The 23,001-nt window shown below is 69.3% G+C and carries 23 protein-coding genes; 5 read left to right on the top strand and 18 right to left on the bottom strand.

The features are described 5' to 3' along the window. The first annotated feature begins 341 nt into the window (after positions 1-341). Both ACT17Q_RS15750 and ACT17Q_RS15745 read left to right on the top strand, forming a co-directional pair. Entirely contained in the window at positions 342-629 is a 288-nt protein-coding gene (locus ACT17Q_RS15750) for a hypothetical protein (protein WP_444663623.1), read from the top strand. 19 nt (positions 630-648) lie between these two features. Beyond that, positions 649-969, top strand: a complete 321-nt coding sequence (locus ACT17Q_RS15745) for a hypothetical protein (RefSeq protein WP_444663621.1) — start codon at positions 649-651, stop codon at positions 967-969. 445 nt (positions 970-1,414) lie between these two features. On the opposite strand, the gene ACT17Q_RS15740 is transcribed toward ACT17Q_RS15745, so the two are convergent. The 9 genes from ACT17Q_RS15740 to ACT17Q_RS15700 all read right to left on the bottom strand — a co-directional run bounded on the left by ACT17Q_RS15740 (position 1,415) and on the right by ACT17Q_RS15700 (position 14,957). Further along, complete coding sequence (locus ACT17Q_RS15740) at positions 1,415-1,864, bottom strand: hypothetical protein (protein ID WP_444663619.1); 450 nt, start codon at positions 1,862-1,864, stop codon at positions 1,415-1,417. A gap of 27 nt (positions 1,865-1,891) precedes the next feature. Further along, positions 1,892-3,154: a hypothetical protein gene (locus tag ACT17Q_RS15735; RefSeq protein WP_444663617.1), complete on the bottom strand. Its 1,263-nt coding sequence runs from the start codon at positions 3,152-3,154 to the stop codon at positions 1,892-1,894. 330 nt (positions 3,155-3,484) lie between these two features. After that, entirely contained in the window at positions 3,485-4,432 is a 948-nt protein-coding gene (locus ACT17Q_RS15730) for a transposase (protein WP_444662423.1), read from the bottom strand. Beyond that, complete coding sequence (locus ACT17Q_RS15725) at positions 4,429-4,746, bottom strand: helix-turn-helix domain-containing protein (RefSeq protein WP_115941774.1); 318 nt, start codon at positions 4,744-4,746, stop codon at positions 4,429-4,431. Before ACT17Q_RS15725 ends, ACT17Q_RS15730 begins: the two co-directional genes overlap by 4 nt. Positions 4,747-4,768: 22 nt before the next feature. Further along, the gene (locus tag ACT17Q_RS15720; protein WP_444663615.1) at positions 4,769-5,848 is read right to left on the bottom strand and encodes a hypothetical protein; all 1,080 of its coding nucleotides are present in this window, start codon (positions 5,846-5,848) and stop codon (positions 4,769-4,771) included. Positions 5,849-5,912: 64 nt separating this feature from the next. After that, positions 5,913-7,097, bottom strand: coding sequence for an MBL fold metallo-hydrolase (locus ACT17Q_RS15715; protein WP_444663613.1), 1,185 nt, complete (start codon positions 7,095-7,097; stop codon positions 5,913-5,915). A gap of 1,459 nt (positions 7,098-8,556) precedes the next feature. After that, positions 8,557-13,023 carry a sacsin N-terminal ATP-binding-like domain-containing protein gene (locus tag ACT17Q_RS15710; RefSeq protein ID WP_444663611.1) on the bottom strand — a complete coding sequence of 1,489 codons (4,467 nt, stop codon included), beginning with the start codon at positions 13,021-13,023 and terminating at the stop codon, positions 8,557-8,559. A gap of 85 nt (positions 13,024-13,108) precedes the next feature. Beyond that, entirely contained in the window at positions 13,109-13,984 is an 876-nt protein-coding gene (locus ACT17Q_RS15705; RefSeq protein WP_444663609.1) for an AbiTii domain-containing protein, read from the bottom strand. Between the two features lie 163 nt (positions 13,985-14,147). Next, positions 14,148-14,957 (bottom strand): hypothetical protein, encoded by an 810-nt coding sequence (locus ACT17Q_RS15700; protein WP_444663607.1) that lies wholly within the window; start codon positions 14,955-14,957, stop codon positions 14,148-14,150. 166 nt (positions 14,958-15,123) lie between these two features. On the opposite strand from ACT17Q_RS15700, the gene ACT17Q_RS15695 reads away from it, so the two are divergent. From ACT17Q_RS15695 to ACT17Q_RS15685, 3 genes are all read left to right on the top strand, one after another. Continuing rightward, a complete protein-coding gene (locus ACT17Q_RS15695; protein WP_444663605.1) occupies positions 15,124-15,759 on the top strand; it encodes a PD-(D/E)XK nuclease family protein in 636 nt (211 codons plus the stop codon). Continuing rightward, complete coding sequence (locus ACT17Q_RS15690) at positions 15,756-16,298, top strand: hypothetical protein (protein WP_444663604.1); 543 nt, start codon at positions 15,756-15,758, stop codon at positions 16,296-16,298. Before ACT17Q_RS15695 ends, ACT17Q_RS15690 begins: the two co-directional genes overlap by 4 nt. Before the next feature lie 269 nt (positions 16,299-16,567). After that, a complete protein-coding gene (locus ACT17Q_RS15685; protein WP_313554940.1) occupies positions 16,568-16,729 on the top strand; it encodes a hypothetical protein in 162 nt (53 codons plus the stop codon). 132 nt (positions 16,730-16,861) lie between these two features. Here ACT17Q_RS15685 and ACT17Q_RS15680 read toward each other — a convergent pair whose 3' ends face one another. The 9 genes from ACT17Q_RS15680 to ACT17Q_RS15640 all read right to left on the bottom strand — a co-directional run bounded on the left by ACT17Q_RS15680 (position 16,862) and on the right by ACT17Q_RS15640 (position 22,987). Further along, positions 16,862-16,990 (bottom strand): hypothetical protein, encoded by a 129-nt coding sequence (locus ACT17Q_RS15680; RefSeq protein WP_313554941.1) that lies wholly within the window; start codon positions 16,988-16,990, stop codon positions 16,862-16,864. Between the two features lie 250 nt (positions 16,991-17,240). Continuing rightward, complete coding sequence (locus ACT17Q_RS15675; protein WP_444663601.1) at positions 17,241-19,022, bottom strand: hypothetical protein; 1,782 nt, start codon at positions 19,020-19,022, stop codon at positions 17,241-17,243. Positions 19,023-19,203: 181 nt separating this feature from the next. Continuing rightward, a complete protein-coding gene (locus ACT17Q_RS15670; RefSeq protein ID WP_444663599.1) occupies positions 19,204-19,815 on the bottom strand; it encodes a type IV toxin-antitoxin system AbiEi family antitoxin domain-containing protein in 612 nt (203 codons plus the stop codon). Between the two features lie 60 nt (positions 19,816-19,875). Next, positions 19,876-20,115 (bottom strand): Wadjet anti-phage system protein JetD domain-containing protein, encoded by a 240-nt coding sequence (locus tag ACT17Q_RS15665; RefSeq protein WP_444665411.1) that lies wholly within the window; start codon positions 20,113-20,115, stop codon positions 19,876-19,878. 66 nt (positions 20,116-20,181) lie between these two features. After that, positions 20,182-20,376: a TrmH family RNA methyltransferase gene (locus ACT17Q_RS15660; RefSeq protein WP_444663598.1), complete on the bottom strand. Its 195-nt coding sequence runs from the start codon at positions 20,374-20,376 to the stop codon at positions 20,182-20,184. Then, positions 20,334-20,702: a hypothetical protein gene (locus ACT17Q_RS15655; RefSeq protein WP_444665420.1), complete on the bottom strand. Its 369-nt coding sequence runs from the start codon at positions 20,700-20,702 to the stop codon at positions 20,334-20,336. The genes ACT17Q_RS15660 and ACT17Q_RS15655 overlap by 43 nt, the downstream gene beginning before the upstream one ends. 170 nt (positions 20,703-20,872) lie before the next feature. After that, on the bottom strand, positions 20,873-21,223 hold the full coding sequence (locus ACT17Q_RS15650; RefSeq protein WP_444663597.1) for a hypothetical protein: 351 nt from the start codon (positions 21,221-21,223) through the stop codon (positions 20,873-20,875). A gap of 291 nt (positions 21,224-21,514) precedes the next feature. After that, entirely contained in the window at positions 21,515-22,198 is a 684-nt protein-coding gene (locus tag ACT17Q_RS15645) for a hypothetical protein (protein ID WP_444663595.1), read from the bottom strand. Positions 22,199-22,288: 90 nt separating this feature from the next. After that, complete coding sequence (locus ACT17Q_RS15640; protein ID WP_444663593.1) at positions 22,289-22,987, bottom strand: metallophosphoesterase family protein; 699 nt, start codon at positions 22,985-22,987, stop codon at positions 22,289-22,291. Positions 22,988-23,001: the final 14 nt, after the last annotated feature.

The following is a 23,001-nucleotide window of genomic DNA, read 5'->3' as shown; positions in this document are numbered from 1 at the left end:
CCCCTGCCGCGGAGGCGGCGGGCACACGCGAAAGGCCGGACCCTGAGGTCCGGCCTTTGCTCGATGTCAGCGACATCTGAGAGTGGGGTCTTGGGACAACTCGCTGACCTAGGTGTACGCAAAGCGGCAGGTCAGGGCGGGTACACGCTAAGGACCGCCTTGGGTACACGTCACAGAAATCGCGCCGAACGGCGCCACGCCATCCCCAGGGCTTGACCGCGCGTGCATCAACGGCGCGCAAGTTCGCATGTCCCTGAGCGCTCGACCCCTAAAGTGTTGGCAGCGACCGAAGGCCCGGCACAGCCGCCCGCGGTCCGTTGAGGTGCCGAGAGGACTACAACTTGTTCCCGAGCGATATCGAACGCCTTCAGTCGCAGATGGCGCCACTGGTCATCCGACTCGGGCAGGCGGGGCAGAACCCCAGTATCTCAGCGTCGGACATCCGTGCCTGGGAACGTGAAGCGCTCGACCTGAACACCCAACTGAACGACCTGTCGGCGCAGTACGGCTACCCGCACCTCGAGATCGGCCGGGCCCAGAGCGAGGGGACCATCCTCTTCAGCGCCCTGCTCGCACTACTGGTCCGCGCGTCAGCCGGGGCGCTGACCCGGCTGGAAGCCGAGCATTGAATCCGGTCAGTACGTCGTCGTGCGCTACACCCAGCGCCTCGTCGAGGCGTTCAACTCGCTGTTCAAGGCCGAACTCGTCCGCAACCGCGGACCCTGGCGCAGCATCGACGACCTCGAGATCAGCTACCGGAACCGCACCAAGTACATGGCCGCAGCCTGCTCGAGACCGGCAGCCTCAGGCATCAACTACGCCGTCGATTGCGGTGAGTCGGTCTGGCGAGCGGGCCTTCGCCAGCAGGCCCTCGGGATTTCGCCGATGTGGTTGCCGAGCTCGTCGCGGATGACTTTCGTGCGCGTCGCCGAGTCCCAGCGGACGACAAACATGCCGCGGCGGCTGTAGAGCTTCACGAGGTAGTCCCCGGCGCAGTTAACCTCCTCGGTCTTGCGCGCGATGTCCGCGTGGCGCGAGCGCTCGTACTCGCCGATGACGGTCCCGTCCATGGTGATCTCGAGGCGAAAGAGCGTGTCGGAGATCGGCTGAGCCTCAACAACGAGGGGCATGGCGCTCCAATCAGTCGAGTTGGACGGTTCGGCCGGACCTTAGCCCTCAATGCCGACGGTCGTGAACTAGTTCGGCGTGCCCAGGACAAGGAAGCCCTCCTCGCCACGATCACCGAGCACGCCGCAAGGCACCAGCGCGTCTGACCCCACTCGAGTCGCACCTGCGATCGCCCGGCGGCGGTTCAGGCCCCGTGCGCGACCCGTCGCCTCGTCGGGCAGCGCGCCCGGGCGTTCGCGTTCGCGGCGTAGCCGCTATGCCAGAGCCCCCGCAGTGCAGGTAGAGGTCAGCTGCAGTCGCAGGTGCCATTCGCGGCGAACGCATAGCGGCAGATGGGGCATGTGCCGAAGTCGCGCCGCTCGGCCCGGGTCTCGCGGCTGCCGCCGCTGGCACTGCCGTGCACGGGGTGGCTCACCCCCCACTGGCCGGTTCCGCGTCGACTCGGCCAGATCTCGACGTGGTCGCCGACCGCGTGCAGCGCTTCCTCGCGGCTGAGGAACCCGTTGGTGTACCCGTAGTGGATCTGCAGCGCCGGACCGACGTGGGAGCGGACGGCCTTGATGTAGCCGGTGATCGCGTAAAAGCTCTTGATCTCGATCCGAGAGGTGATCGCCCGGATGAGGGCGTGGTTCTCAAGCGGGACCTTGTGGTCCCGAAGAGCCTCGTCGAGCGACGCATAGCGCCGATCCCAGTCATCCTGAGCTCGGGGCTCGTCGCGATTCGAATCTTGGTTCACGATCAGTTCCGCCCCGTCGACACCACTTCAGGCACCGGGCCTGCGCGCCGCCTCTACCGGCACGACGATCAGGGCGACACCGAAAGCAGCGGCGACGGCGCGCAGGCGTGCCTCGGCTTCCGCCGTCTGCCCCTGCGGCACCACGACGGCCGCCTCGCATGCGGCCTGGTCCAGGTCGAAGCGGTCGAACCAGTCCTTCAGGGGTGTGGCTTCACGGATGAAGTCTCGGTAGAGGACAGCCTGGTGTATGGCGTGCCGGTAGTAGAGCTCGCCGCTGATGCCCTTGACCTTCATCTCCAGCGCCCACGGGGTGCGGCCTACGTGGAGCATGCCGTCCAGGTACCGCGCTGCGGCGGTGCGCACGCCCCATCGGGTGGGGAACTGGCTGCCCCAGTTCACGACCGAGGGCTCCTGCTCGGGGAACGAGTGTGATCGCATCAGTTCGAGCGGAGCGCCGGCTGGCGTGTTCAGGCGGACGTCGCCGCGCAGGATTCTGGACTCGAGGGCGTGCTCGTCCTGCTCGCCGGTCGCCGCGTGGTTCACAGGCGGTGAGTCGGCGAACGCCTGCAGCAGCGCGGCCGCCTTCTCCATCGATCCGACGCTCAGGTCGACATCGACAGGGCTCCAGCCGGCGACCGAGAGCCACCGCGCGCGGTGATGGCTGGTTCCACCCTTTTTGCCGTCCCGCCCGACGGACAGCCGGCCCTTCGTCGCCGAGCAGACCCCCACCTGGAGCCCCTCGAGCCTGATCGACCACCGCTTGCCCCGGGACGAGAGCATCGGGTACGCCCGGTACTCCGGTCGACCGGTCGCCAGGATGAGGTCACGCACCAGCGCCGGGGGCTCCGCGGGGACCGCCGCGAGGAGCTCCGCCCATTGTCCGTAGGAGTAGTGGCCGGAGTCCGACCACGGCAAATGTTCGGTGTCGACCGCACGCAGTTCGCCGTCGGCCGTGATCGCGCGCAGGTGCACCGTGACGAGGTCGCGGACGTTCCGGGCGAGCGTGCGGAAGGCAACCTCGGTCTCCCGGTCGTCCGGGTCCTCAGCGAACCAGAGCCACACGTGGTGCGGGTCGAGGGATTCCGACGGGTCGTGCAGGTTCAGGTCGATGAGGTCGGTGAACGCGTCGAGCTGGCTCGCCACGTTGCCGGCAACGGCGACTCCCCGGCGACCGTCCTTGACGAACCGGACGGTCGTGGCGGCGATCGAGTGAGCTCGGTCCGGACGGGTGTCGATGCAGTCGGCGCCCAGCTTCTCGAGCGTCTCCCTCATCTGGCTCTTGGTGATCATTGGCGTCCCTGCTTACCGACCACCACACGCCGTCGGGCCGGGAGGTAGTCCATCGAATGTGCATGCCGAGTTCGTCGACAATCACGGTGTGTATCGGCAGCACCGCCGCCGGCTTGACGGGCCCCAAGTCCCCGAAGGTCTTCCGCAGGCTCTTCTGGGCGCGCGGCACACCGCGATGAACTACTCGGAACTGTGACTCCATGACGTCCAGGGGATGTCGTGCGACTGCAGCCAGGCTCGCTCGTCGGCTGCGATCGCGTCGCGGTGCGCGGCGAGTAGCGTCAGCACGTCCGCGACGGACGTGCCGCCCGTCTTGCTTACTGTCCCGCGTCAAGCTGCTGGCAGGTCTTGGGTCTCGGGAAAGTTGGGGGTCAGCGGGTCGGCCAGGCCCAGGTGGACCTCCAGGGGCCGGTTCCAGGCGATCGCCTCGTGCGGTCGCACGGTGTTGTACTCGGCCCGGTAGTCGTCGGCGTGCGCGACGAGGGACAGGACGTCGTCGATCTCTTCGAGGAAGAGCCGCTCGTACTTCAGGGAGCCGAACCCGCGTTCGCGTGACCCGTTCTGCCCGGGCGTACGCACCCGGGTGCGCACGTGCCGCAGCTCGGGGTGGGCGGTGATGAACGCCTCGAACCGGAACGAGCGGAACGGGCCACCGTTGTCCGTCACGACCGTCACCGCGGGCACGACGTTGCCGTCGCCGTCGCGGGCGCACGCGTCGATCAGGGGGCGGCCGAACATCGCCTCGTAGTCGGCCAGGGCAAGCTCGATCGCGGCGATCGCGTCGTGCTGGTTCGCGGTCGGGGACACATGCCACGGGTGCTCGTACTTCGACCAGTAGTCCCGGCACCCGGCGATGCGCCACGTGCCGCCGGTCGTGGTCTCGAACTCGGAGAAGTCCAGCTGCCACACCTGGTTCGGCCCCGTCGGTTCGGTGGCGAACGCGGCCTTCCTGCGGGCCGCGAGCTGGCGGCGTTCCCGCTGGTAGGCGGCGGGCAGGATCAGCCCTTCATCGCGCAGCAGGCGCAGCACGGTGGCCTGGGAGACCCGGTGCCCGTCGTGGCGCACCATGGCCCACACCTTGCGGTGCCCCCATGCCGGATGCGCCAACGCGTGCCGCCGCGCGGCCACGCGCACGCTCTCGCGCGCCGGGCGCGGCCACGGCCCCTTGACCGGGGACCCGGCCCGGGCGCGGGCCTGCCAGCGCCGCCACGACCGCTCGGGCACGCCGATCACCTGGCAGAACCTCGTGGTCGGCATGCCCGCCTGGATGCGGATCACCTCGAGGTCCTCGAAGGGCCCAGCCGGCCCTCCGCGGACTTCTTCCACACCCGGACCTCCAGGTGCGCCTCACCCAGGGCCTGGGTCAACTCGGCGACCTCGGCCTCCAGCTGCTGCTCACGCGTCGAGGGCCCCGACTTCCCCGCCGCCAGGCCGGTCCTGCCGGCCTCGAGGAACGCCCGCTTCCAGTTCCCGACCGACTGCTCGGACACCTTCGCCCGCCGGGCGGCCTCGGCGACGGTGACCTCGCCGGCCAAGACCGACAACACGATCCTGGTCTTCTCCTCGGCCGGAACGGCCGGTGGTCTTGCCATGAACGATCAGACTCCTCACAGGTCAGGCCCGCAAGCAACGGGCCCTGCCACAAAGTCTGACGCGCGACATTACGAGGACCGGGACGTCGGCGGCCGCAACTGTCGACGCCCACTCGTACTCCGACCCGTTCAGGTCCTGGCCGGCGAAGACCAAGTCGCCGTCGGGAGAGCGGTGAGCCGACAGCCAGCGGCGATTGCGCTCGAGGAGAGGGACCTGCGCCCCTGGGTCGACCCATCCGGCGCGCCGATCGAGCGGCTCTTCGAGGCTCCTGCTCGCAGCAATCACGGACCGTGCCGCGCGCTCGGCGAGCGGTGCGACGTCAAGCCAGCCGAGATCCATCGCCAACGGCTCCGCGGCGTCACCGTGCGTCGCGCCGAACAGGCCCAGGGCGAGTGCAGCGACCGAAGCGGTCAAGCTGCGCAGCAGCCCAGTTGCGAGCGTGGGCGAGCCTCGATCCTCGAGCCTGTCGAGGAGTGCCACCGACTCGGCGACGACACCGAGCAGGCGGCTCTGCTCGGCGAACCTCGCGGTCCTCGGCGAGTGGCCGTCGCGGGACGCGGCGGACAGGTCCCGGATCAGGTCGTTCACTTGCGCGGAGTCGTTGCCGGGACGCGCCGGGAGTAGCGCGTCCAGGGACTCTTCGCCGTCCAGACCTGTCGTCGTTTCGCCCAGCAGTCGACGGGCGACCGCGCGCACCAGCACGCCCGCGACGGTGACGTCGACCTGCTCGATCTCGCGGACGTTGCGGTGGTCGACCTGCAGGGTGAGCCAGGCGCCGTTCACCAACGAGAGCGCACCACCGGCCTGCTCGGCCCGGGTCAAGATGGCCAGTGCCAGCGGCAGCGACACGGCGAGCACCCGGTCGGCTGGCTCACGCACCCGGAACACCGCGTCCGACACGGCGGCGTCGCGGCTCAACAGGCTGTCGCACCGCAGGCTCCACTCCAGGGCGAACACCTCGTGCAGGAAGGCGCGCGACAGGCTCGACGCCTTCAACTCCGACCGGGACTCACCGCTGGAAGCGAGCGCGTCCCCGAGGCAGAAGCCGAGCACGAACCCGCGGACTCGGGCGGACAGGTCGTTGAAGACCGACGTGCTCACCGTGCCCCCTGGTGAGGCTGGTCCAACCATTCGGAGCGGACGGTGGCGCCGAGTGTTGCGGTACTCATGCGGCCCACCATTCCCCGTCCTCGTGGACGTTCGCGCGCGGGAAGTACTCGCCGAACGCGTCGGCCGCGTCCGTGTGGATCGGCACGACGCGGCCGGGCTTGACCGCGTCGACCAGTCGCTTCAGGTCGGTGACCGAGGCGTGCCCAGACGTGTGGTGCTCGACCATCGGCACGCCTGCTCCCGCGAGGAGGTCACGGAGCCGGACGCCTGACGGTTCCTGCAGGTAGCCCGACCACATGGACCAGACCACGACGCCGTGCCGGGTCAGAGCCGAGCAGTGCACCAGCTCGGCGACCGAGGAGCTGCTGGTGAACACGACGTAGCCGCCGGGCCGCTCAGCCAGCCCCTCGGGGAACACCCGGATCGACCGGACCTCAGCGATGCGCTCGAACTCCGCGCGCTCCTTGACCAGGACCCGCTGACGTCGCGGCACCCACACCCCGAAGGCGGGAAAGCCGGGCTGCGGGATCGTCGATCGACCGGTCGCCCTCGCCACCGCGACGCCGTACAGGTCGACCAAGAGCGTGCGACCGGCGCGGCGGGCTGCCCGATAGGTGGTCACGAGCCGGTCCACGTTCTGCGGCGAGCCGGCCACGACGGCGAGCCCTGGCGTCGCGCGGAACGTGGCAGCCATCGCCTCCTCGACGTCCGACTCCGAGCCACCGAGGTGCAGCGGCGGCGTCACCTCGGAGGCAGGGCGCACCTGGGTGCCCTCCATCAGCAAGGTCGTGACGCCTGCGGGCGGCTGGGCGATCATCCGCTCGAACAGCCGCGACTTGCGGCCGTGCCCGCGTAGGTCGCCGGTGTACATCAGACGACTGTCCCCGTGCTCGACGACCAACGCGTACGAGTCGAACGCGCTGTGGTCCACGAGGTACGGCGTGATGCGGAACGGGCCAAGCTGCAACGACTCGCCGTCACGCAGGTGGCCCGCGGTGCGAAGTGCCGGACCACGCGGGGAGAACCAGCGCGCCGCCCCGACAATGGACGACGCGGCAGCGCCCGCGTAGACGGGAACCGACGGGTGGACCTGGTCGAGCAGCCCGTAGTGGTCCAGGTGCGGGTGGGACACCACCACACCCAGGAGCGACGGGTCGTCGCCGTCCTCGAGGCCCGGCACGGCCGGCAGCGGCACGTGCTCGTCGTGCCGCGCCCACAAGGGCCGACCGGCGTCAAGCACGAGGCGCGAACCCTCGGCCACGACCTCGACACACGAGCCGCCGACCTCCCGGCTCCCGCGGTGAATACGGACCCGCATGCTTCTCCTTGCCTTCGTCCACTCGATCTGAGGCGACCATGACAGAGGCCACCGACACGGGAGACCGGGGCTCCGGCTCGGTCGAACCGACAGTCCGGTCGCGAGGCCGGAGAGTCGCGAGCTCGCGCATCCGAAAGCACCGACCACGTCACAAGGCGGCTTCCCGAAGGCGGGTCCCGCGGATCACCGACGCGACGGCGAGGTGGTTGGCTGAGCGCGTCGCGCACATCAACCGAGAGCGACCCGGCAAGGCGAGCGCCGCTCGTACGCGCGCTCTGAGAGCGGCCGGGCCAACCGTGGAGGGCGGCTTCTGGCTCGGCGGCCCGCGCGGCGGCGGCGAGCTGGGCAGCAGTCGTCTCGATGTCCGCACGCAGCGCCTCGAGGTCCGTCGGGCCGGGGTGTTTACCGACCGTCTCGACGAAGGACACCGCCGCCCGCCCGCGCGCAGCAGCTCGACGGTCCGGTCACCATCACCGGCTCTGATCGCGGCCGCGAGCGCCGGCAGCTCCGCGCCGAAGCGGTGCGTCACGGTGAGCCCGACGACGCCGTTGCGAAGCCCTTGAATGTCGTGGTCCTCGTCAGGTGTCGGCGGGCAGGACCGCGGCGATGAGAGCGGGCATGTTGTCCGCGACCGGGGGGTCGGGTGGCGAGGTCGCCGAGAACCGCGCCTGCCTCGACGGACGCGAGCGTTGATGCCGGAGCCCGGGTCACCCCTCGATCCTCCTTGTGAGGACCCGTCGTGCCTGCAGCGGGGCTGCATGCTCTCGGGACCGGCAGCGAACGCCGGAAGGGAAAGCGGCAGTGCGCCCTTAGCTGACACCCCAGCGGTCTTCGAATGCGGCTGTCGTCGGTGGAGGCCCGGCCGGGACGTGACGGTGCCGATCGAGCTGCCCCGCAAGGCGTCCGCGGCGTTGGACTCTCCGCATTGGCATCGCGGTGCACAGGTGTCGTTGGACGCACCGTGCTCTAGTCGTCGTTCGGCAAGTACCAGCCGTGCTCCGGTGCCTGGGCTCTGGTGGGTTCGGGCTCTCGCGCTGGTAGACCTCGTTCGCGCGGCGCGTCATCTCAGCGTCGTACCGGTGCAACTCATCGAAGAGATTTGATGCCTCCCCGACATCCCTGCAGGACACGTAGCGCTGTCGGAGCGCCTCGCGCTGTTCCTCCAGTTCCTCGTCGGACAGGGGACGGAGGCCGCCGAGCGCACGTGAGACGGAGTCGAAGATGCCCATGCGCCATTGTTGTCTCGTGTAGTACTGCGACGGCTAGTTCGCGGTTCCCAGCGCCCTGACCGTTGCGGGGAGCCCGAATCGCTTTCCGCGTGCGTTCTATCCGCGCCTTGAGCCGGTTGGCCGCGTTTGGCAAACCCGACGAAAGCCCACCGCTAGCTGCTCGCTGACGACCTCGACCCGGTAGCCGGATCGGGGTCGTCGTCACGCCCGAACCGCATCCGCGCCTTGGCCACGTCTAGGGTCGCTGTGCCGGAGCGCACGAGCGCGACGGGGTCGGTGTAACGGGTGATGACCGGGGCCGCGGTGCGGACCGCCGTGACGCGGAAGATCCGGAACTTCTCCCCGAATCGGATCGCCTCGTTGAGCTCACCGGGGGAGATGTCGAACGGGGCGTGCGGGTCGACGCCCTCGGTCGACTTCACCTCGATGAAGATGCTGACGCCGTGGTCGTCGACGGACGCGATGTCGTATGGAGCAAACTGCTCGGCGTCCGAACGCCACACCACGACCTCGTCGGGGTCCATGCCGAGTGCTTCGACGCGGCGGCGTTCTGCGAGGTACACCACCTGCTCCCCGCGGCGTCCGTTCTCGCGCTTGCGGGTCTCGGAGACCGGCGGCTCGGGGGTCCATGCTCCGCCGTAGCCACCGCCGCCCGGGCCCGTGCTCGTCGGGGTAGTGGTGGCTCCTGGCGCTCTGACCACGTGGCCGGGATGCGCGTCGACGATCTCGACGTGCTCCATGTCGATCTCGGGGAGCGGCGGAAGGGCCGGCGCGCTGGGAGGTGTCGGCGGAGCAGGAGGGGTCGTGCCGGAGGTTCCGCTCGGGCCGCCTGTGGGTGTCCCCCTGTCGGCGGGTGCACCGCTCGTCACGGGCCCGCGGCCGGCACCACCGCCCGTGCCGGTCGGTGCCGCACCGGAGCCGCCCGGAGCTGCGACGTGCTCGTCCCCGTCGTCCTGACCGCCAGCGTCGGGCTCCTGCGGGGTGCTATCAGGGGCGTCCGGGCCGTCGCCGTCGTCGGAACCGGCCTGATCGGATCCGGTCTCGTCGTCGAGGTCCTCGTCGTCGGTGATGCCGGGGTCGATGAGGTCGTCCAGCAGGGCGTCGGCGCGGCCAAGAGTTGCCGCGGCGGCACCTACGTCGTCCGGGGTGATCTGCTTGGACATCAGGAACTCGTACCGGGTGGCGTCGTCGTACGACAGGATCTGCCCGAACTGGTCTCCGTAGTTGTCCGTGTCGACGTGCGTCGCCAGCTGCGGTCCGAATACGAACCACGGCAGTGCCCCCGTCGGGCTGACCTCGAGGTATGCGGTGCCGAAGATGGGCCGTGTCGGCGGGCCACCGGCGGCATGCACCAGCTCGCGCCGGGCCGCGATGTGCGCGACGGCGGAAGGCAGCTCGACGGACTCCTCGCCGAACGTGTACTGGAGGATCAACTCGTTGCAGGGGCGCACGTCCACTCGCTTGATGCGCGCCACGAACGCCTCTTCCGCTGATGGACGCACTTTGCGCAGCAGCGCGAGCATGAACGCTGCGGCACGGTCCACGTGCGCCTGGACCTGGTCGACAAGATCGGCGCGATGCCCGATTTCGTGCGGGATGACTCGCACGAGCGGCGGCTTGAGCTCGGTCAGTCCGAGCACCTTCACCAGCGCCTTGCAGTCCTCGTCGGCGTCGAGCACCGGGCGGCGTTCACCCCACGCCTCCTGCAGCAAGGGGTCGTGGACCACGACCGGGTCACTCGCGAAGACGTACTGGCCTGCGCTCTTCGCCAGCAGCGGCACCGGGTCGTCCGGTGCGAGGTGCCGGCCGGGCTGTAGGGCGTCGTTCAAGGTCCGCATTGCCCACCGGGCCGCCTTGACCTGCTCGTCGGTCACGGGCTCGTCCCCGGCCTCGTCCGCCAGCGCGCGCAGCAGGCCGTAAAGGTCCTCGGGTTCCAGGTTGGATGCGTCCACGACGCCCAGCGCGAGCATCAGGACCCGGTTCGCGAAACCGAGCGTCATCGCGTCGGGCAGCGCCGGAACCCGCGCCTTGATGTGCGCCGGCGTGCTGCGGTTCACCCGCCACGCTTCGGCGGGAGTGACCAGCTTGGCGCTGCTCCCGCGGCCCACCGGCAGCCACGCATGGTGCTCCAGCGAGTACCGCAGCAGCGACGGAGCGCGGCGCTCGTCGCCCAGGTGGTTACCGTGCACGCACCGGAACCTCGCCGTCGAAGCCGGCTCGTACACGTCGGTCCAGTCGGCTGCGAGCGCCGCCCAGAGCATCTGCAGCCTTCTCGGGTTGCCCGCCCCGACGAGCTCGTCGAACCGGTCCAGGGTGTGCGACGTCCGCAGCTGCTGAGACTGGGGATGGTTTGCGCGGCACATCTTGGCGTGCTCGACGGCGCCGTCCGCCCACCAGGCCCACCACAGGGCGGCGCCCTGGTCAGGGTGCGACTTCCATCCCATCTTGTAGGTGATGTAGTGGCGCTGGTTGGCGGCTTCGGCGGTCATGACGCGCGGGCTGGCCGCGACCCCGCAGAACTCCCACAGCTCGCGGTCCAGGTCCTGCGCCTGCGGGTCGGCGGGCGGTGGCACGTCGAGGAACTCAACCTCGCCGAACGGGCCGTAGATGCCCTCGAGCCGTGCCTGCCCGGTCCAGTCCGCGGTGAAGTACACGTCGCCGGCGGGGACCATCTCGTGGCGCCGGCCGTCGGCATCCCGGGCGGGGACCAGGACGCCCGCGACCGCGTCGCGCACCTCCCGGTCACCGGTGCTGCTGCGCCGCATCCGCAGGTATGCCCGTAGGGCGTCCAGCGCGCGGCGCCGGGTGTCGTCGTCGGTGTCCGGGTCGGACAGCAGCGGGGCGACGTAGTCCGTGATGATGTCGCGCCACTCGAATCGGCCGACGCCGGCGTCCTCGAGCAGTCCCGCCAAGCCCTCGATGTCGTCGGGCAGGACCGCGATCGGCAGTGGCAGCTCGATGGGGATGTCCTCGCCGCGGGTGCGTGCGAAGAACACCCGTGAGCGCGGTGTGAAGACCTGCCCGTCCTGGGTGCGAACGCACGCCAGGGTGGCGAGCACCCTCGCGAACTCGGTGCGTCCGACCTTGCGGTCCCACTCGAGCAGGTGCTGGTAGTAGGCGGTGGTGTCGTCCCCGGGTAGCGCCAGCAGTTCCAGCGACGCTCGCAGGCCCAGCGGTGCCACCGTCTGCCGCAAGCCGAACACGAGCTTGCGCACTGCGCTGTCGGCTTCGACGTCCGGGGCCGCCAGGTGCGGTGCACCAGTGACGTCCGCGAGCTCGTGAAACGCGTGCACGTCGGGGCAGCGGTAGTCGAGCAGCTGCACCTCGCGGGGCGTGACGAGCTCCCCGCTGACCGTGGCCACAAACGCGAGCTCGGGCAAGACCTCGAGCAAGCGACGCTGGAACGCGGCACCAGCTCCCGTCGGCGTGCCCCGCGGTGCGAGGACGGCGGAGGGGATGGTCGGATCGCCGAAGCGTGCCGCGAGGTCGGTGGCCGCGGCGGCGACCAGGTCGGCGGCGGCGTCGGTCAAGAAGGCGTTGTACGCGGCGGACTGCGGCGTCGTCGACAGCTGACGGCGGTCCAGGTGCAGTGCCCAGTCGGCGTGCACGACGAACGGCTGCGCTGTCAGCTCGTCGGTCGGGAAGTACACGTGCAGGGGGTGCGTACCGACGGTTAGCGGCCGGTTGTCCGAACCGACCGGGAACGCCGCGGCGGCCGTGACGGTCTCGACCTTCTTCCATGCCTCCCCCATCGGGGAGACCAGGTCGTTCCCGACCGGCAGATGGCGTGTGTACACCAGCCACTCGCTCGTGATGTCGTCGACGTCGAGCAGCACCTGGTCGGCGTCGCCCTGTGGGACCCGGACGACGAAGGCCTTGAAGTCGGCGGACGTGCCAGCCAGGACGAGCTCACGCAGGGAGCCCAGGAACAGCAGCAGCTGCGCGTGGACGTTGTCGAGAAGCTGCTCCTCGACGGTGTCGCGTGCGACGTCCTCGCGGAGCGGCAGCCGAAGGACGCTGGTGTACCCGTCAGCGAGCAGGGTCGCGACAACGACAGCGTCCGTACCAAGGTCGGCGTCGTCGAGTTCAAACGGGAACGCGTACGTCGGCAGGTGTTGACCGTCCGGCAGTGCGCGACCAAGGGCGTCCTCGACCATCCGGGCGACGCGTGCGTCGTCGAACCCGAACCGGACGCCGGCGGTGATGATCTGGGGGCTGTCGGTGATCTCGCCGACCGACTTGAACCCGAGGCCCTTGTAGCCGACGGACTTCGTCGGGCTCTTCGTAGAGCGACCGAGCGAGCAGATGGACTTGATCTGCTCCGGCCCGAACCCGGCACCGTTGTCGGCGACGAGCAGCGACAGTTTCGTGAGCTCGAACCGGACGCGCCCCTGCGGTTCGGTGCGTTCTCCGCGCGCTTCGGCGGCCTCTGCTGCGGCGTCGGCGGCGTTCTGCAGGAGCTCAAACGGGTACCGCCCGGAGTACTGGTCACGCACGAGCTTCTGCCCGGTGCCGCGTTCGTCGAGCGACTTCAGCTGCTGGTCCAGGCGCCCCGCGGCGACGTTGTCGCGGATCGCTTGCAGCTCGTCACGGGTGAGCGTGGCGACGACACTCGTCATGGTGCTCTCGCCGAGCTCGGACGGTTCCTGATCCGGGCGCGTCGTGGGTGTCACGGCTTCCTCATCACTCTCGTTCTCGGCCGGTCTACTGGACCGCCAGGTACGCGAACCACGCGGTGGCGGCGACGAGCATCAGGCTGATCGCTCCGACAATCACTTTCCCGACGGTCCACCAAGCCGTCTCCCAGAACCGGGCGGGGTGGTTGGGCGCGGTCGTCGTCAGCGAGCTCACGTCCCCTCCGGCGGTCGCTGCGACGAGCTCGCCAGCGGCCGAGTTCGCGGTAACGATGGCGCGGTCGCTCCCAGAGACAGCCGTGCCTCCCGGTGCGTTGACGAAATGGATGGTGGCGCCCGGCGCCACCACGCTGACGGCGCGCTCCGCGGCGGACTCCAGGCTTGCACCTCTCGCGGAAGACTCGGCATCGAAGACGGCAACCATCTCGACGAGCTTCGTGCGCACCTGATCGACTATCGCGTCTAGAACGGCACCGTTGACGCTCACGTACACCGAGATCACCGAGAAGTACGGATTGCTCTTCCTCGCTCCGAAGTCGATGAGCTGGCGGAGGTGGCCCTCGCCCGGCGGCAGCATGTGAACAGCGTCGTCGCCGCGGTGTTCTGCGGCGAGCTTCGCGATCTCGTGCAGCGGGTGGTGCATCGCGAGAGACCCGACAGAGTCGTGGATCTCGTCGTCGAGGACTCCGCGGGGTAGGACCTGGCCGGTGACCTTGTGGTGGCCATTGACGTAGTCGATGAAGACCGGGGCATGAACCCTTCGGTACTGCGGAACCTCGACGAGCTCGGCGTAGCCGTTGAGCTCGCACTTCGCCCACTCGATCAGCTGGGGAGAGCCAAGCTGTCCGCCGAGCGCGATGCAGAGCCTGAGCGTGTCGGCCACAGGCACCGCCGAGTCGAGCGCTTGCCGCTGGATGCGAGCGAAACCGCTGGTGATGTCGACCACGGGCTGATGCTCGCAGAGGGCACCGACAGTGCGGACGCCGGTGGAAGGCGCGAGTGGGTCGCGTGCGGCCATGTGGGGTTCTGCCGTCGCGCCGAGCCCGCCGCGAAGCCCGCGTGCGAGCCGTTGACGAGCCTTGCGCACTGGAGTCACTCCAACCCAGAACTCAGCGTCGGCGGCTCGCGGAGCAGCGTCCGACGGCCTTGGGTCCGGTGGTGTACGGCTCTTCGATCGAGGCGATGACGAGTCTGCACTCCGCGCACTGGACGACGTGCCGTGTCAGGTAGACGCGACCACCTCCGCCGCGATGGGACTCGATGACGCCGCCCACGGTGTCGATGATGTCGGACAGGCCCGCGACGTAGGTGCGGTCTTCTTCGTTCTTCGCCCAGCCGTGCCGGGAGTGTGTGTACATCCGACTCTTGCTCGACAGCGAGAACAACCACTCGCCGCGCGTCGCGGACAGGATTGCGACGATCGCGACCTCGGCCTCGTCGGCTGCGATCACGGGAGCCCACAGAAGCTTGGCCGACGGCGCCTGCCGCCATCGTGCGGGCCGTGGCGACCGATGGGCGAGCTTGGACAGGTCAGCGTTGCGCTCGGTGAGACGCCTGACCGCCTCGGAGACAACGCTCGCCGGGAACCCCGAGACGACCGGCGGCGCCGTTCGCCCGACGTTGATCATCCGCTCCACCTCTCGCGAGGTGCGGACTGACACCCGCTTGTCCTCCATGTCGAGCTCGAGCCGCCGCGCCCACTGCGCAAGCGGCAGCCGCGTCGCCAGCGGGATGCCGTAGCCTGTGCGCGCGACCTTTGCCGCCGCGGTGCGCAGGGCCTCGACCTCGTACCCGGCGAGCCGTGCCGCGTCGGGGTCGTCCTTGTAGAGTTCGAAGAACTCGTTCGAGGTCGCGCGGGCGTTCCCGGCCCAGATGCTCGCGAGCACTTCTAAGCGGTCCTGAGAGGTCTCCGTCGACACGACATACATATCGGCCGATCGAGGCGGTCCACTTAGTCGCCCACGGGTCATGTTCTCGCCCCCCATGTGCTCGCGAGGTGATCGGTCTGCGACTCCGGGCATCCACCTTTTCCGAGACCGAGGCGGCCCCACCCGGCCAGGGTGGGGCCGTCGGTAGGCTCGGGACATGCCGATGGATTCGAGCACGCTCGACCATCTGGTCACGGCGTTGGTGCCGTCGCTGTCGAGGAGCCTGGCCGAGCAGTTCAACGTGTTCCGGGTGATGCATCACGGCACGCACGAGAAGCAGCTGTCCAACGTGTTCGCCTGGCTGCTGCGCCCGGAGGCCACGCACGGCTTCGGCGACTCGTTCCAGCGGCTCTTCATCGAGCAGGTGAACCGTGGCCTTGCCGAAGGAGACCAGGTCCCACCCGTGGGCTACCGGGTCCTGCAGGAAGTCGACACCTCGGCACACGACGACCCGGGCAAGGACATCGCCGACATCGTCCTCACCAACGCGAGCGCGAGCATCGTCGTGGAGAACTTCGAGTCGTCCGACGGTCATGGCCACGGCTACTACCGGTACCTCGCCTACGGCGCGACGGGCGGCAAACGGAGCATCGTCGTGCTGCTGTGCGCCCGGCGCGAGAGGCACCTTCAGACGGACGGGTGGGAGAACGCAGTCGTCGTCACCTACGCCGAGCTGCTGGATCGATTGGCGACGCACGTCGAGGGTGATGCCGCCCGGAGGCGCACGCACCCGCAGCAAAGTTCTTCCTCGACCAGATGTCGCAACGCTTCATGGAGGGTCCCGGTGCTGTGAGCGACGAGGATCGGATCGCGTTCATCAAGACCATGTGCGAGACGGGCGAGTCGGCCCGCTACGGCCACCGGCCGCAGGACATCGCGGCCCAGGAGTTCGTGGAGCTTCCCGCTCAGCACGCCAGGCGCCAGTTCGAAGATGGACGTCGGACGCTCGCCGACACGAAGCGGGCACTCAAGTTCTTCGCAGAACGGAGCCTGAAAGGGCAGGTCAACGACGGGCTCTCGAACGGTCGCGTCGAGAAGGTCGAGACCCGGTTCGTCGGCCAGTGGGAATGGTCCGTCGCCCTCAGGCGGGCCGACGGCGGGCCTGCGGTGTTTCTCGAGTTCGGGCCCACCGTGGTCGTCGAGAACTCGCGGGTCCCGCGGCCGCTGGTCGACCCTGACTTCTCCAAGGTGTTCGTGACCCGCCAGGCCGGCCAGGACGTGATCGATCGCATCGCTCAGACGAGTGTCGGGCTCGATGAGGTTCTGGCGGGCCTTCGAGACGACGATGTCCGTCTCCGCGACGCGACCCTCGCTCTCATTGCCGAGGATTGAGCCGCCTGCCGCGTCGTCGTCCTGGGCGCAGGTATCGGGTGCTAAGGGGCCGGACGGTTCACCTGTAGAGCCCAGGCGGCGCATCGCCTTGTGCTGCACGGGGCCGAGGGCGAATGTGGTTGCGCTGACGGCCTCGGGGACCGGGGATCTCTCCGACGGCGTACGCCCCATGCATCACGCCCCAAGGCCCCGAGCTCGGCCGTATCGCTCGGTACGCTGGAAACAAGGAGCTCGGCCGAAGCGTGTCGAGCGGTCTTCAAAGGAGAAGAATGGCGAGCGAGGCCTGCTCCGTCTGCGGCGAAGAAGCCGACGCTGATGAGATCGATCCCCACGGGCACTTCAGCTCGGATGACGACACATGTGCGATTTGCGGCGATGAGCACTTCGTCGTAGGCAACAAGCCGGACCACGAATGGACCAACGGAATCTGAGGCATCTCAACCGAGTCGTCTACCCACCTCACGGACCTGACCCCTGCGGAGTCGTTCGTCGGGGCCACCGGTACCGACCTCGCCGACGCCACCCAATCCGCTGGCGTTGTCGTTGAGAGGCCTCGCCCCGACCTACTTCTTCTTGTCCTTCGCCTTCAGCTTCGCGAGCTTCTCCATGTAGCTGGCCTTCTCCGTGAGGCGCTTCGCTTCTGCCCTGAGCTCGCGTGGGGTCCGGTTCTTCGCGCCGGGCGTGCGCCCCATGGTGTCTCCTTTGGCGGGGGGAAATCGTAGATTTATGGTATCGACGCGCGACCGCTGGTCAAGGTCCGGGCTCGAGATCCACCCCGCTGCCGCCGATCGCGTCCGCCTCCCGCGCACGTCAACGCGTCGAAGAACACAGACGACAGGTCACATCGCCTCGGACTGGGTGTCGCGGAGAGGGGGTGCGTCTCCGCTCGTCGCCGCGAGCCCCAGACACGCTGGCTCGCGGCCGGTGGGTCGTGAGCGGTGCCTACGGGGTCATGTCGTCGTGCTGAGTGACTCTCGACAGCTCGACGTGGTCGCCGAGCTGCCAGAAGTGCATGCGACGGGCGGCCGGGGAGTTGCGCTGGAGGGCCACACGCATGCAGGTGGCGCCGCCTGGTCGGCGCACCGTCGGCGAGCCACCGGACCGGTCGGTACGCAGTGGGTGCAGTTCGCGGGAGTCGAGGCCAGCGGCAAGGCCCGTCACGACTTCGACGACGACGGAGACGACCTTGGCGCGCTCCACCCCCTGCAGCTGCTCGAGAGACGGCAGGAACGAGGATCCGATGTCGTAGTCGCGCAGCGGCAGTTCTGCCTTCTGTCCCGCAGGAATCCGGCGTGCCCATTCCAGGTGGACCTCGAAGCGGAACTGCTCGACGGGGTCGCTGAACAGGTCGGCAAGGTCGAGGTCGTCGCCGGGGCCCCGCGCCGCACGCTCGGCCTTGCGGCGTTGGCTACCGGACGTGCGCAGCCGCGTTCGTAGGTTGTCCCGGTCCCGCCGAAGTCGAGCGTTCTCCGACTCGAGCCACTGGTGCGTGCGTCGCAGCTCGCGGATCTCGTCCAGGTGCGCCGGGTTCGCCACCGCCGGTGTCCGGCGCCCCGCGTCCAGCGGCGTTGCGCGAGCGACGGGTGTCGTCGTGGCAGGCGCGAAGGCAGCGACGGGTTCGAGAACCGCTGGGACGACGGGGGGCGGGGCCGGCTCCGGGTCTGTCTTTGGCAACGTCAGGACCAGCCACGGCGGGCCGCCGGCAAGCAGCGCGGGAGCCGCAACCGGCTCGTCGTCATCGTCAACCGTGTCCAGGCGAAGCTCGCAACTCGGTGCTCGGCTGAGGTCGAGCGACTCGAGGCGCGCGATGACGACCTCGCCCGGCGAGAGGAGGTCGCGGATGTCATCGAGCGGGTTGTCTGTGATTCGGCCGTGTTCGAGGGCTGTCGTGACCCCTGGGTAGACGGCGAGGGTCGCCGTGTCGCTCGCGACGGCCTCGACTCGGGCCACGACGGTCATGCCCGGTGCGTATTCAGCGAGGGCTTGGGCTGCGGGTCGCAGGGAGTCGCGGACATCAAGCCGACGGGTCGCGACGTCCAGTACGCCGTGCACTCGCTGACCTGGCGTGACGACGTGATCGATCGGCACATCGGGGACGGTGAGCTCGGCCCAGATGGTCGCGTACGAGTCGTCGTCCAGCACCAACATCGCTCGCGAACCCGCGACGGTCGCTTTCACGGTGCCTGCCGCGTGAGCCTGCGACGCAACGGGCGACGAGGCGTTCGTCAGGCCCGCCTCGAGGGCAAAGGCGGCGAGATCGCGAGCGAGGGCGTCGACCACGCGGGTCGAGTCACCGCGCGAGTACGCGAACCGCAGCGGACTGCGGTACGGGTCCGACATCCAGGTCCGGTCCACGCGGTACACGCGGCCGGCACCGCCGTAGACCTGGGTCATGTCGGGCATGGCGCGCGAGAACGCACGCGACGTCTCATCGGTCGGCATCAGCACGACCTCGCCCAGATCGCCGACCTCATGCTTGAGCTCGTCGGCGTCGATGAACGGCTCTTGGGCGCCGGAGGGGATCGAAACGACGGCGATCGGCCACGGCGCACCGTTGAGCAAGCGCGATGCGAGCTGCTCCGCCTCGGCCGGTGTGCGGACGCGCTGCACGCTCGACGGCGGCTGCACGTGCACGGGAGCACTCGCCGTGGTGGTGCCCTGGGCCGCGGACGCACCGGCCGGATAGGCACGCGCGAACTCGCGGTGACGGTTTCGCTTCGGCATCCTGCTCGACCTCCGACTGACGGCGATGCGCGCAACGTAGCCGCGCCATCTGACATCGGGCAGGTCCTGATGCGGCTGTTCACCCGGTCGAGGGTGAAAGGTGCGGCGTCGCCTGCTCGGTGGCGGAAGGGGACGAGTGCGCACTGCCGGTTCGCGTCGAAGGCGACGAGCGCGCACGACCTCACGTGAGGTACTGCAGCGCCTCAAGTAGGGGGCCTCGGGCGCGAGGGAGTCGCTCGGCGACGGCGAGTACGTTCACCGGATGAGAACCACGCTTGCGGAGCCATCGACGCAGCGCTTCGGTGGCGGTCTCGTAGCCAGCGACGTTTCTGGTGCGGAATGCGTCCACGATCGAGCGCTCAGCGCTGTAGAGGCCAATGACGGTGTCGGTGCCCTCGATGGTGTGCGGGCCGCGACCGATCTCGAAGGTTGCTTCGTCCCACTGGTGCCAGCGGATCGCGGGCGAGGTCGCGGGTCGTCGGGCTCGGCGGGGGACCGCCAGATCGGTGGCGGCGGGGATCTCGTCGGTGAGTCCGTGAAGTACGAGAGCGCTTGTCAGGCAGATGGTCGCGCGGGGTGCACGGATGGCGGCTCCGAGCAGGTCGGGGTCGTATGTGAGGTCGTCCTCGGCTCGCCGGTACACGCCTGGGGCGACGCGCTCCAGGTCGCCCCGTGAGGCAAGGCGGTAGACAGCAGACCGGCTCAGACCGAGCCGTTCGGCATCGGCGAGCGTGAAAGCTCGGGATGGCAGATCGCCCGCGCGCGCGGTGCCCTCCTTGACATTTTTCGTCACCACGTAACTCTATGTGAAGGCGTTTCGTCTCATCATGAAGGTCACGCGACTCTCCCGGTCTCACGCATGGCCGAGTGCGAGCAGGCATGCAGGCCGCGCAAGCAGCTCGTGCTCGAGCCGCACGCCGCCGAGCTCACGGAGCAGCATTTCGACCGCGCTCTCATCGGCCGTTAGCCGTTCGGAACGAGTCGGCGTGGACCGTGGTTCGCTGTTGGGGTCCCCTACCGACATGTCGCGGTGCGCGAGAAACGTAGCCTCGTCCATCAGCACCGATGTGACCTCAGGGCAGCGAGCGCGCAGGCGGACGAGGATCGGGAACCCGTCGCGATCGAGGTCACCCGGAATCTGACACGCGGGATGTAGCTGTCACAGGAGTCCAGCGAGCCGGTACAGCACGAGCGAGCCCGCGACGGCGACGTTGAGGCTGGCGCCGGTGCCGATCATCGGAATCTCGACGGCGAGGTCGAGCAGGTCGAGCGCCTCAGGAGGAATCCCGGTCTGCTCGTGGCCGAGGACCATCACGGTGCGCCTGCGCGCTGCGGGCAGGTCGCCGAGGCGCACCGACTCCTGGTCAGTTCGACACCGACGATCGCCGTGTCGCGCTCGCGTTGCTGCTCGAGCCAGCGGATCGGGTTCCCGGTCCAGTGCACGCATGCCGGGTGGCGCAGGGTGTTGCCACGACCGAGAGCTTCGGGGACCCAGGGCAGGCGGGGGACGGCGAGGCATGCACCGACGGCGTCACGGGTGCGCAGCAGGGTGCCGAGGTTGATGCCGTGCAGTGGCCACAGCGGGGCGGCGATCAGGTGGTCCCAGCAGGAGTGGGGCCGGCGGCGGCGTTCGCGGCGAAGGTCTTTGGGGGTGCGCACACGCACCTGCGGCCCGTTCACCGGTGGATGAGGGAAGTCCCTCCGAGCTCAGCGGTCATGATGCGGCGTGCTTCGCGGCGCACGCGGGCCATCATCGGGAGGCCCCATGGTCTCACCACCGAGCGTCTCGCGGCAGACGCAGGCCGCGGGGCGGTCCTGTGAGCAGAGCTGCGCCGATCCCGTGTCTTGAGTCATCGTCGGCCGCCGCGATCGCCCGTCGAGATGGCCGACGCCAGATCCTCGCGCCCCATCGAGCGAAGCAGGTCCGCAAGACGAGTGCGCACGATCCGCGGCTCGGTCGTCGCGGCGGCCACCAGGCGCACTGGATCGATACGGCCCGACAGGCACAACGCCCACAACACTGAGTTGGCCGCAGCGTCGGGGACCTCCACGACGTCCTGCCACGACTCGAGCACCTCGAGCACCGCGACCTCAAGGGCACTGAGATCCTGACGCACCCGTTCGGAGCGTGCGGCGCGAGAGACGAACCTGACGCCGACGACCGACCTTGGCGCCCGGAGGGGGACGGCGACGTGCGCCATCCGGGGCACCTGCGTGGACAGTCGAAGCGCGTGCGCAGCCGACGGACCCGAGGGACCGGTGCCCGGCGTCGGGCCGAGTAGCGCGCGCGTGATCTGCTCGGGCGTCGGAGCCGAGCGCCCAAGTGGCGTGGATCGGCCGCGCCAGTAGAGGCCCCGACGTACTCGCTTCAGTTCGCCCGTCGCAGCCAGCGACGCGAGCAGGTGACGCCTCGTCGAGCGCGCACCGCGCAAGTCATCGGAGGTCCAGAACCGGTCGACGCTGGACAGGATCGCTGCCCTCTGCGACGCCACTCAGCTGTGGTCCGCGTCGTCGGATGGGCTGCTCGCGGCGAGGACCGCGGTCCGAACGGCCGTCGCGAGCAATGCGGTTCGCTGCCAGGGCTCGGGCGGCGTTTGCGTCGGGCCGGGAGGTTGCCCATCACGTCGGATCAGGCTCGTCTGGACAGCGGAGTGAAGTCGCGAGTCACTCCAGCCGCGGTGGTACTCGCGCCGGGCGTCGAGCCGCATCAGCACGATCATCCCCGCGGCGAGCAGCAATGTGCCGACCACGAGTGCGTCCTGGTCTCTGAACGCCCCGTTGAGCGCGACCACGAGGCAGATCCACGCCCCGGTGATCGCTTCGGCGAACCACGCTAGGACGGTTCTGCTCGCCTTCAGGCGCGTCGTGGTCCGGTCCACAGTTGCCGGTGCTGCGGGTGTGGGGGCGCCTCGGATCACCGCTCTCGCGTCGGTGGGGTCCTGGCCCCGCGGAGGTGTGATGGTCAGGAAGCCTTCGCCGCGCAGCTCGACCCGCCATTCGGGGTAGGCGCGGGCGGCCACGGCGACGCTGCGCCAGTCCCACCCGCCGGCGTCGGTGAGGAACTCCAGCCGGTCAGCAAGCTCGACCTTGCTCGCGCACGGCCACTGGCCGTACGCGTCCCAGGCGGTCGGCGGCATCCAGGTCCGCTGCTCATCGCTCAGGTCGCCGTCGCGCACCAGTGGGGGGCGGCTGGAAGAACTCGGTCGGTCTTGATCCGTCGGCATACGCCACTCCTTGTCGGGTCCATGGCCGTTGTGAGGCCGCAGCTATGAGGTGGATGCGTCCGCTGCGGCGGGTAGCGGACTGACGTGCAGGGTGCTCAGGTCGAGGAGGACGGCGTTTCCGGCCGTGTGCTCTCGGTTGAGAACATGCACGGTCGTTGTCGTCTCGTCGTCCACGCGCAGGTCGTAGATCCGGCGGGTGTGCCAGTGCCCGCAGAACACGAGTCGGGGCCGTGTGCTCTGCACGGCGCGAAGCAGTCGTGCCCGCAGCTCGTCAGCCTCGGCAACGAGGTCGGCGGGCGGGTCGTATCCCGACGCGAGCGGGACGCCCGCGGGGGCGTCATGCGTGAGGAGCACGTCCAGCGGTGCGGTTCCGAGCAGGCGGACGTGCTCGTCGGTGATCGCCTCCTGCGGCCACCAGGTCTCGCCTCGGACCAGGCGGCCGAGCACAGAGACGGCGCCACCGAGTGCGCCGAACCGGCGGCCGGCGATCTCGAACCGGGCGCCGCGCGGTATGACGCGCACATGCCGGCCGAGGACGTGTAAGCCTGCGTCGTCCAGCGGTGCGGCGTCGATGCGATCCCAGTCGTCGTGGTTGCCGGGCGAGACCAGCACGACGACACCGGTGCGAGCGCATTTCTCATTGAGCGTCTTGACGATAGACGGGGCTCCGATGGCGGGGACGTTCAGATCTCCAACGTGAAGCACAACCTGTGCGCCAGCGGCAGCGGCGCGTGAGATCACGTCTAGACCGGCAG

The sequence above is a fragment of the Cellulomonas sp. CW35 genome, assembly GCF_052378485.1.
In the GTDB taxonomy this organism is placed as follows: Bacteria; Actinomycetota; Actinomycetes; order Actinomycetales; family Cellulomonadaceae; genus Cellulomonas; species Cellulomonas uda.
Note: the sequence above shows the minus strand (reverse complement) of the source record. Positions and strands in the feature narration are given on the sequence as shown.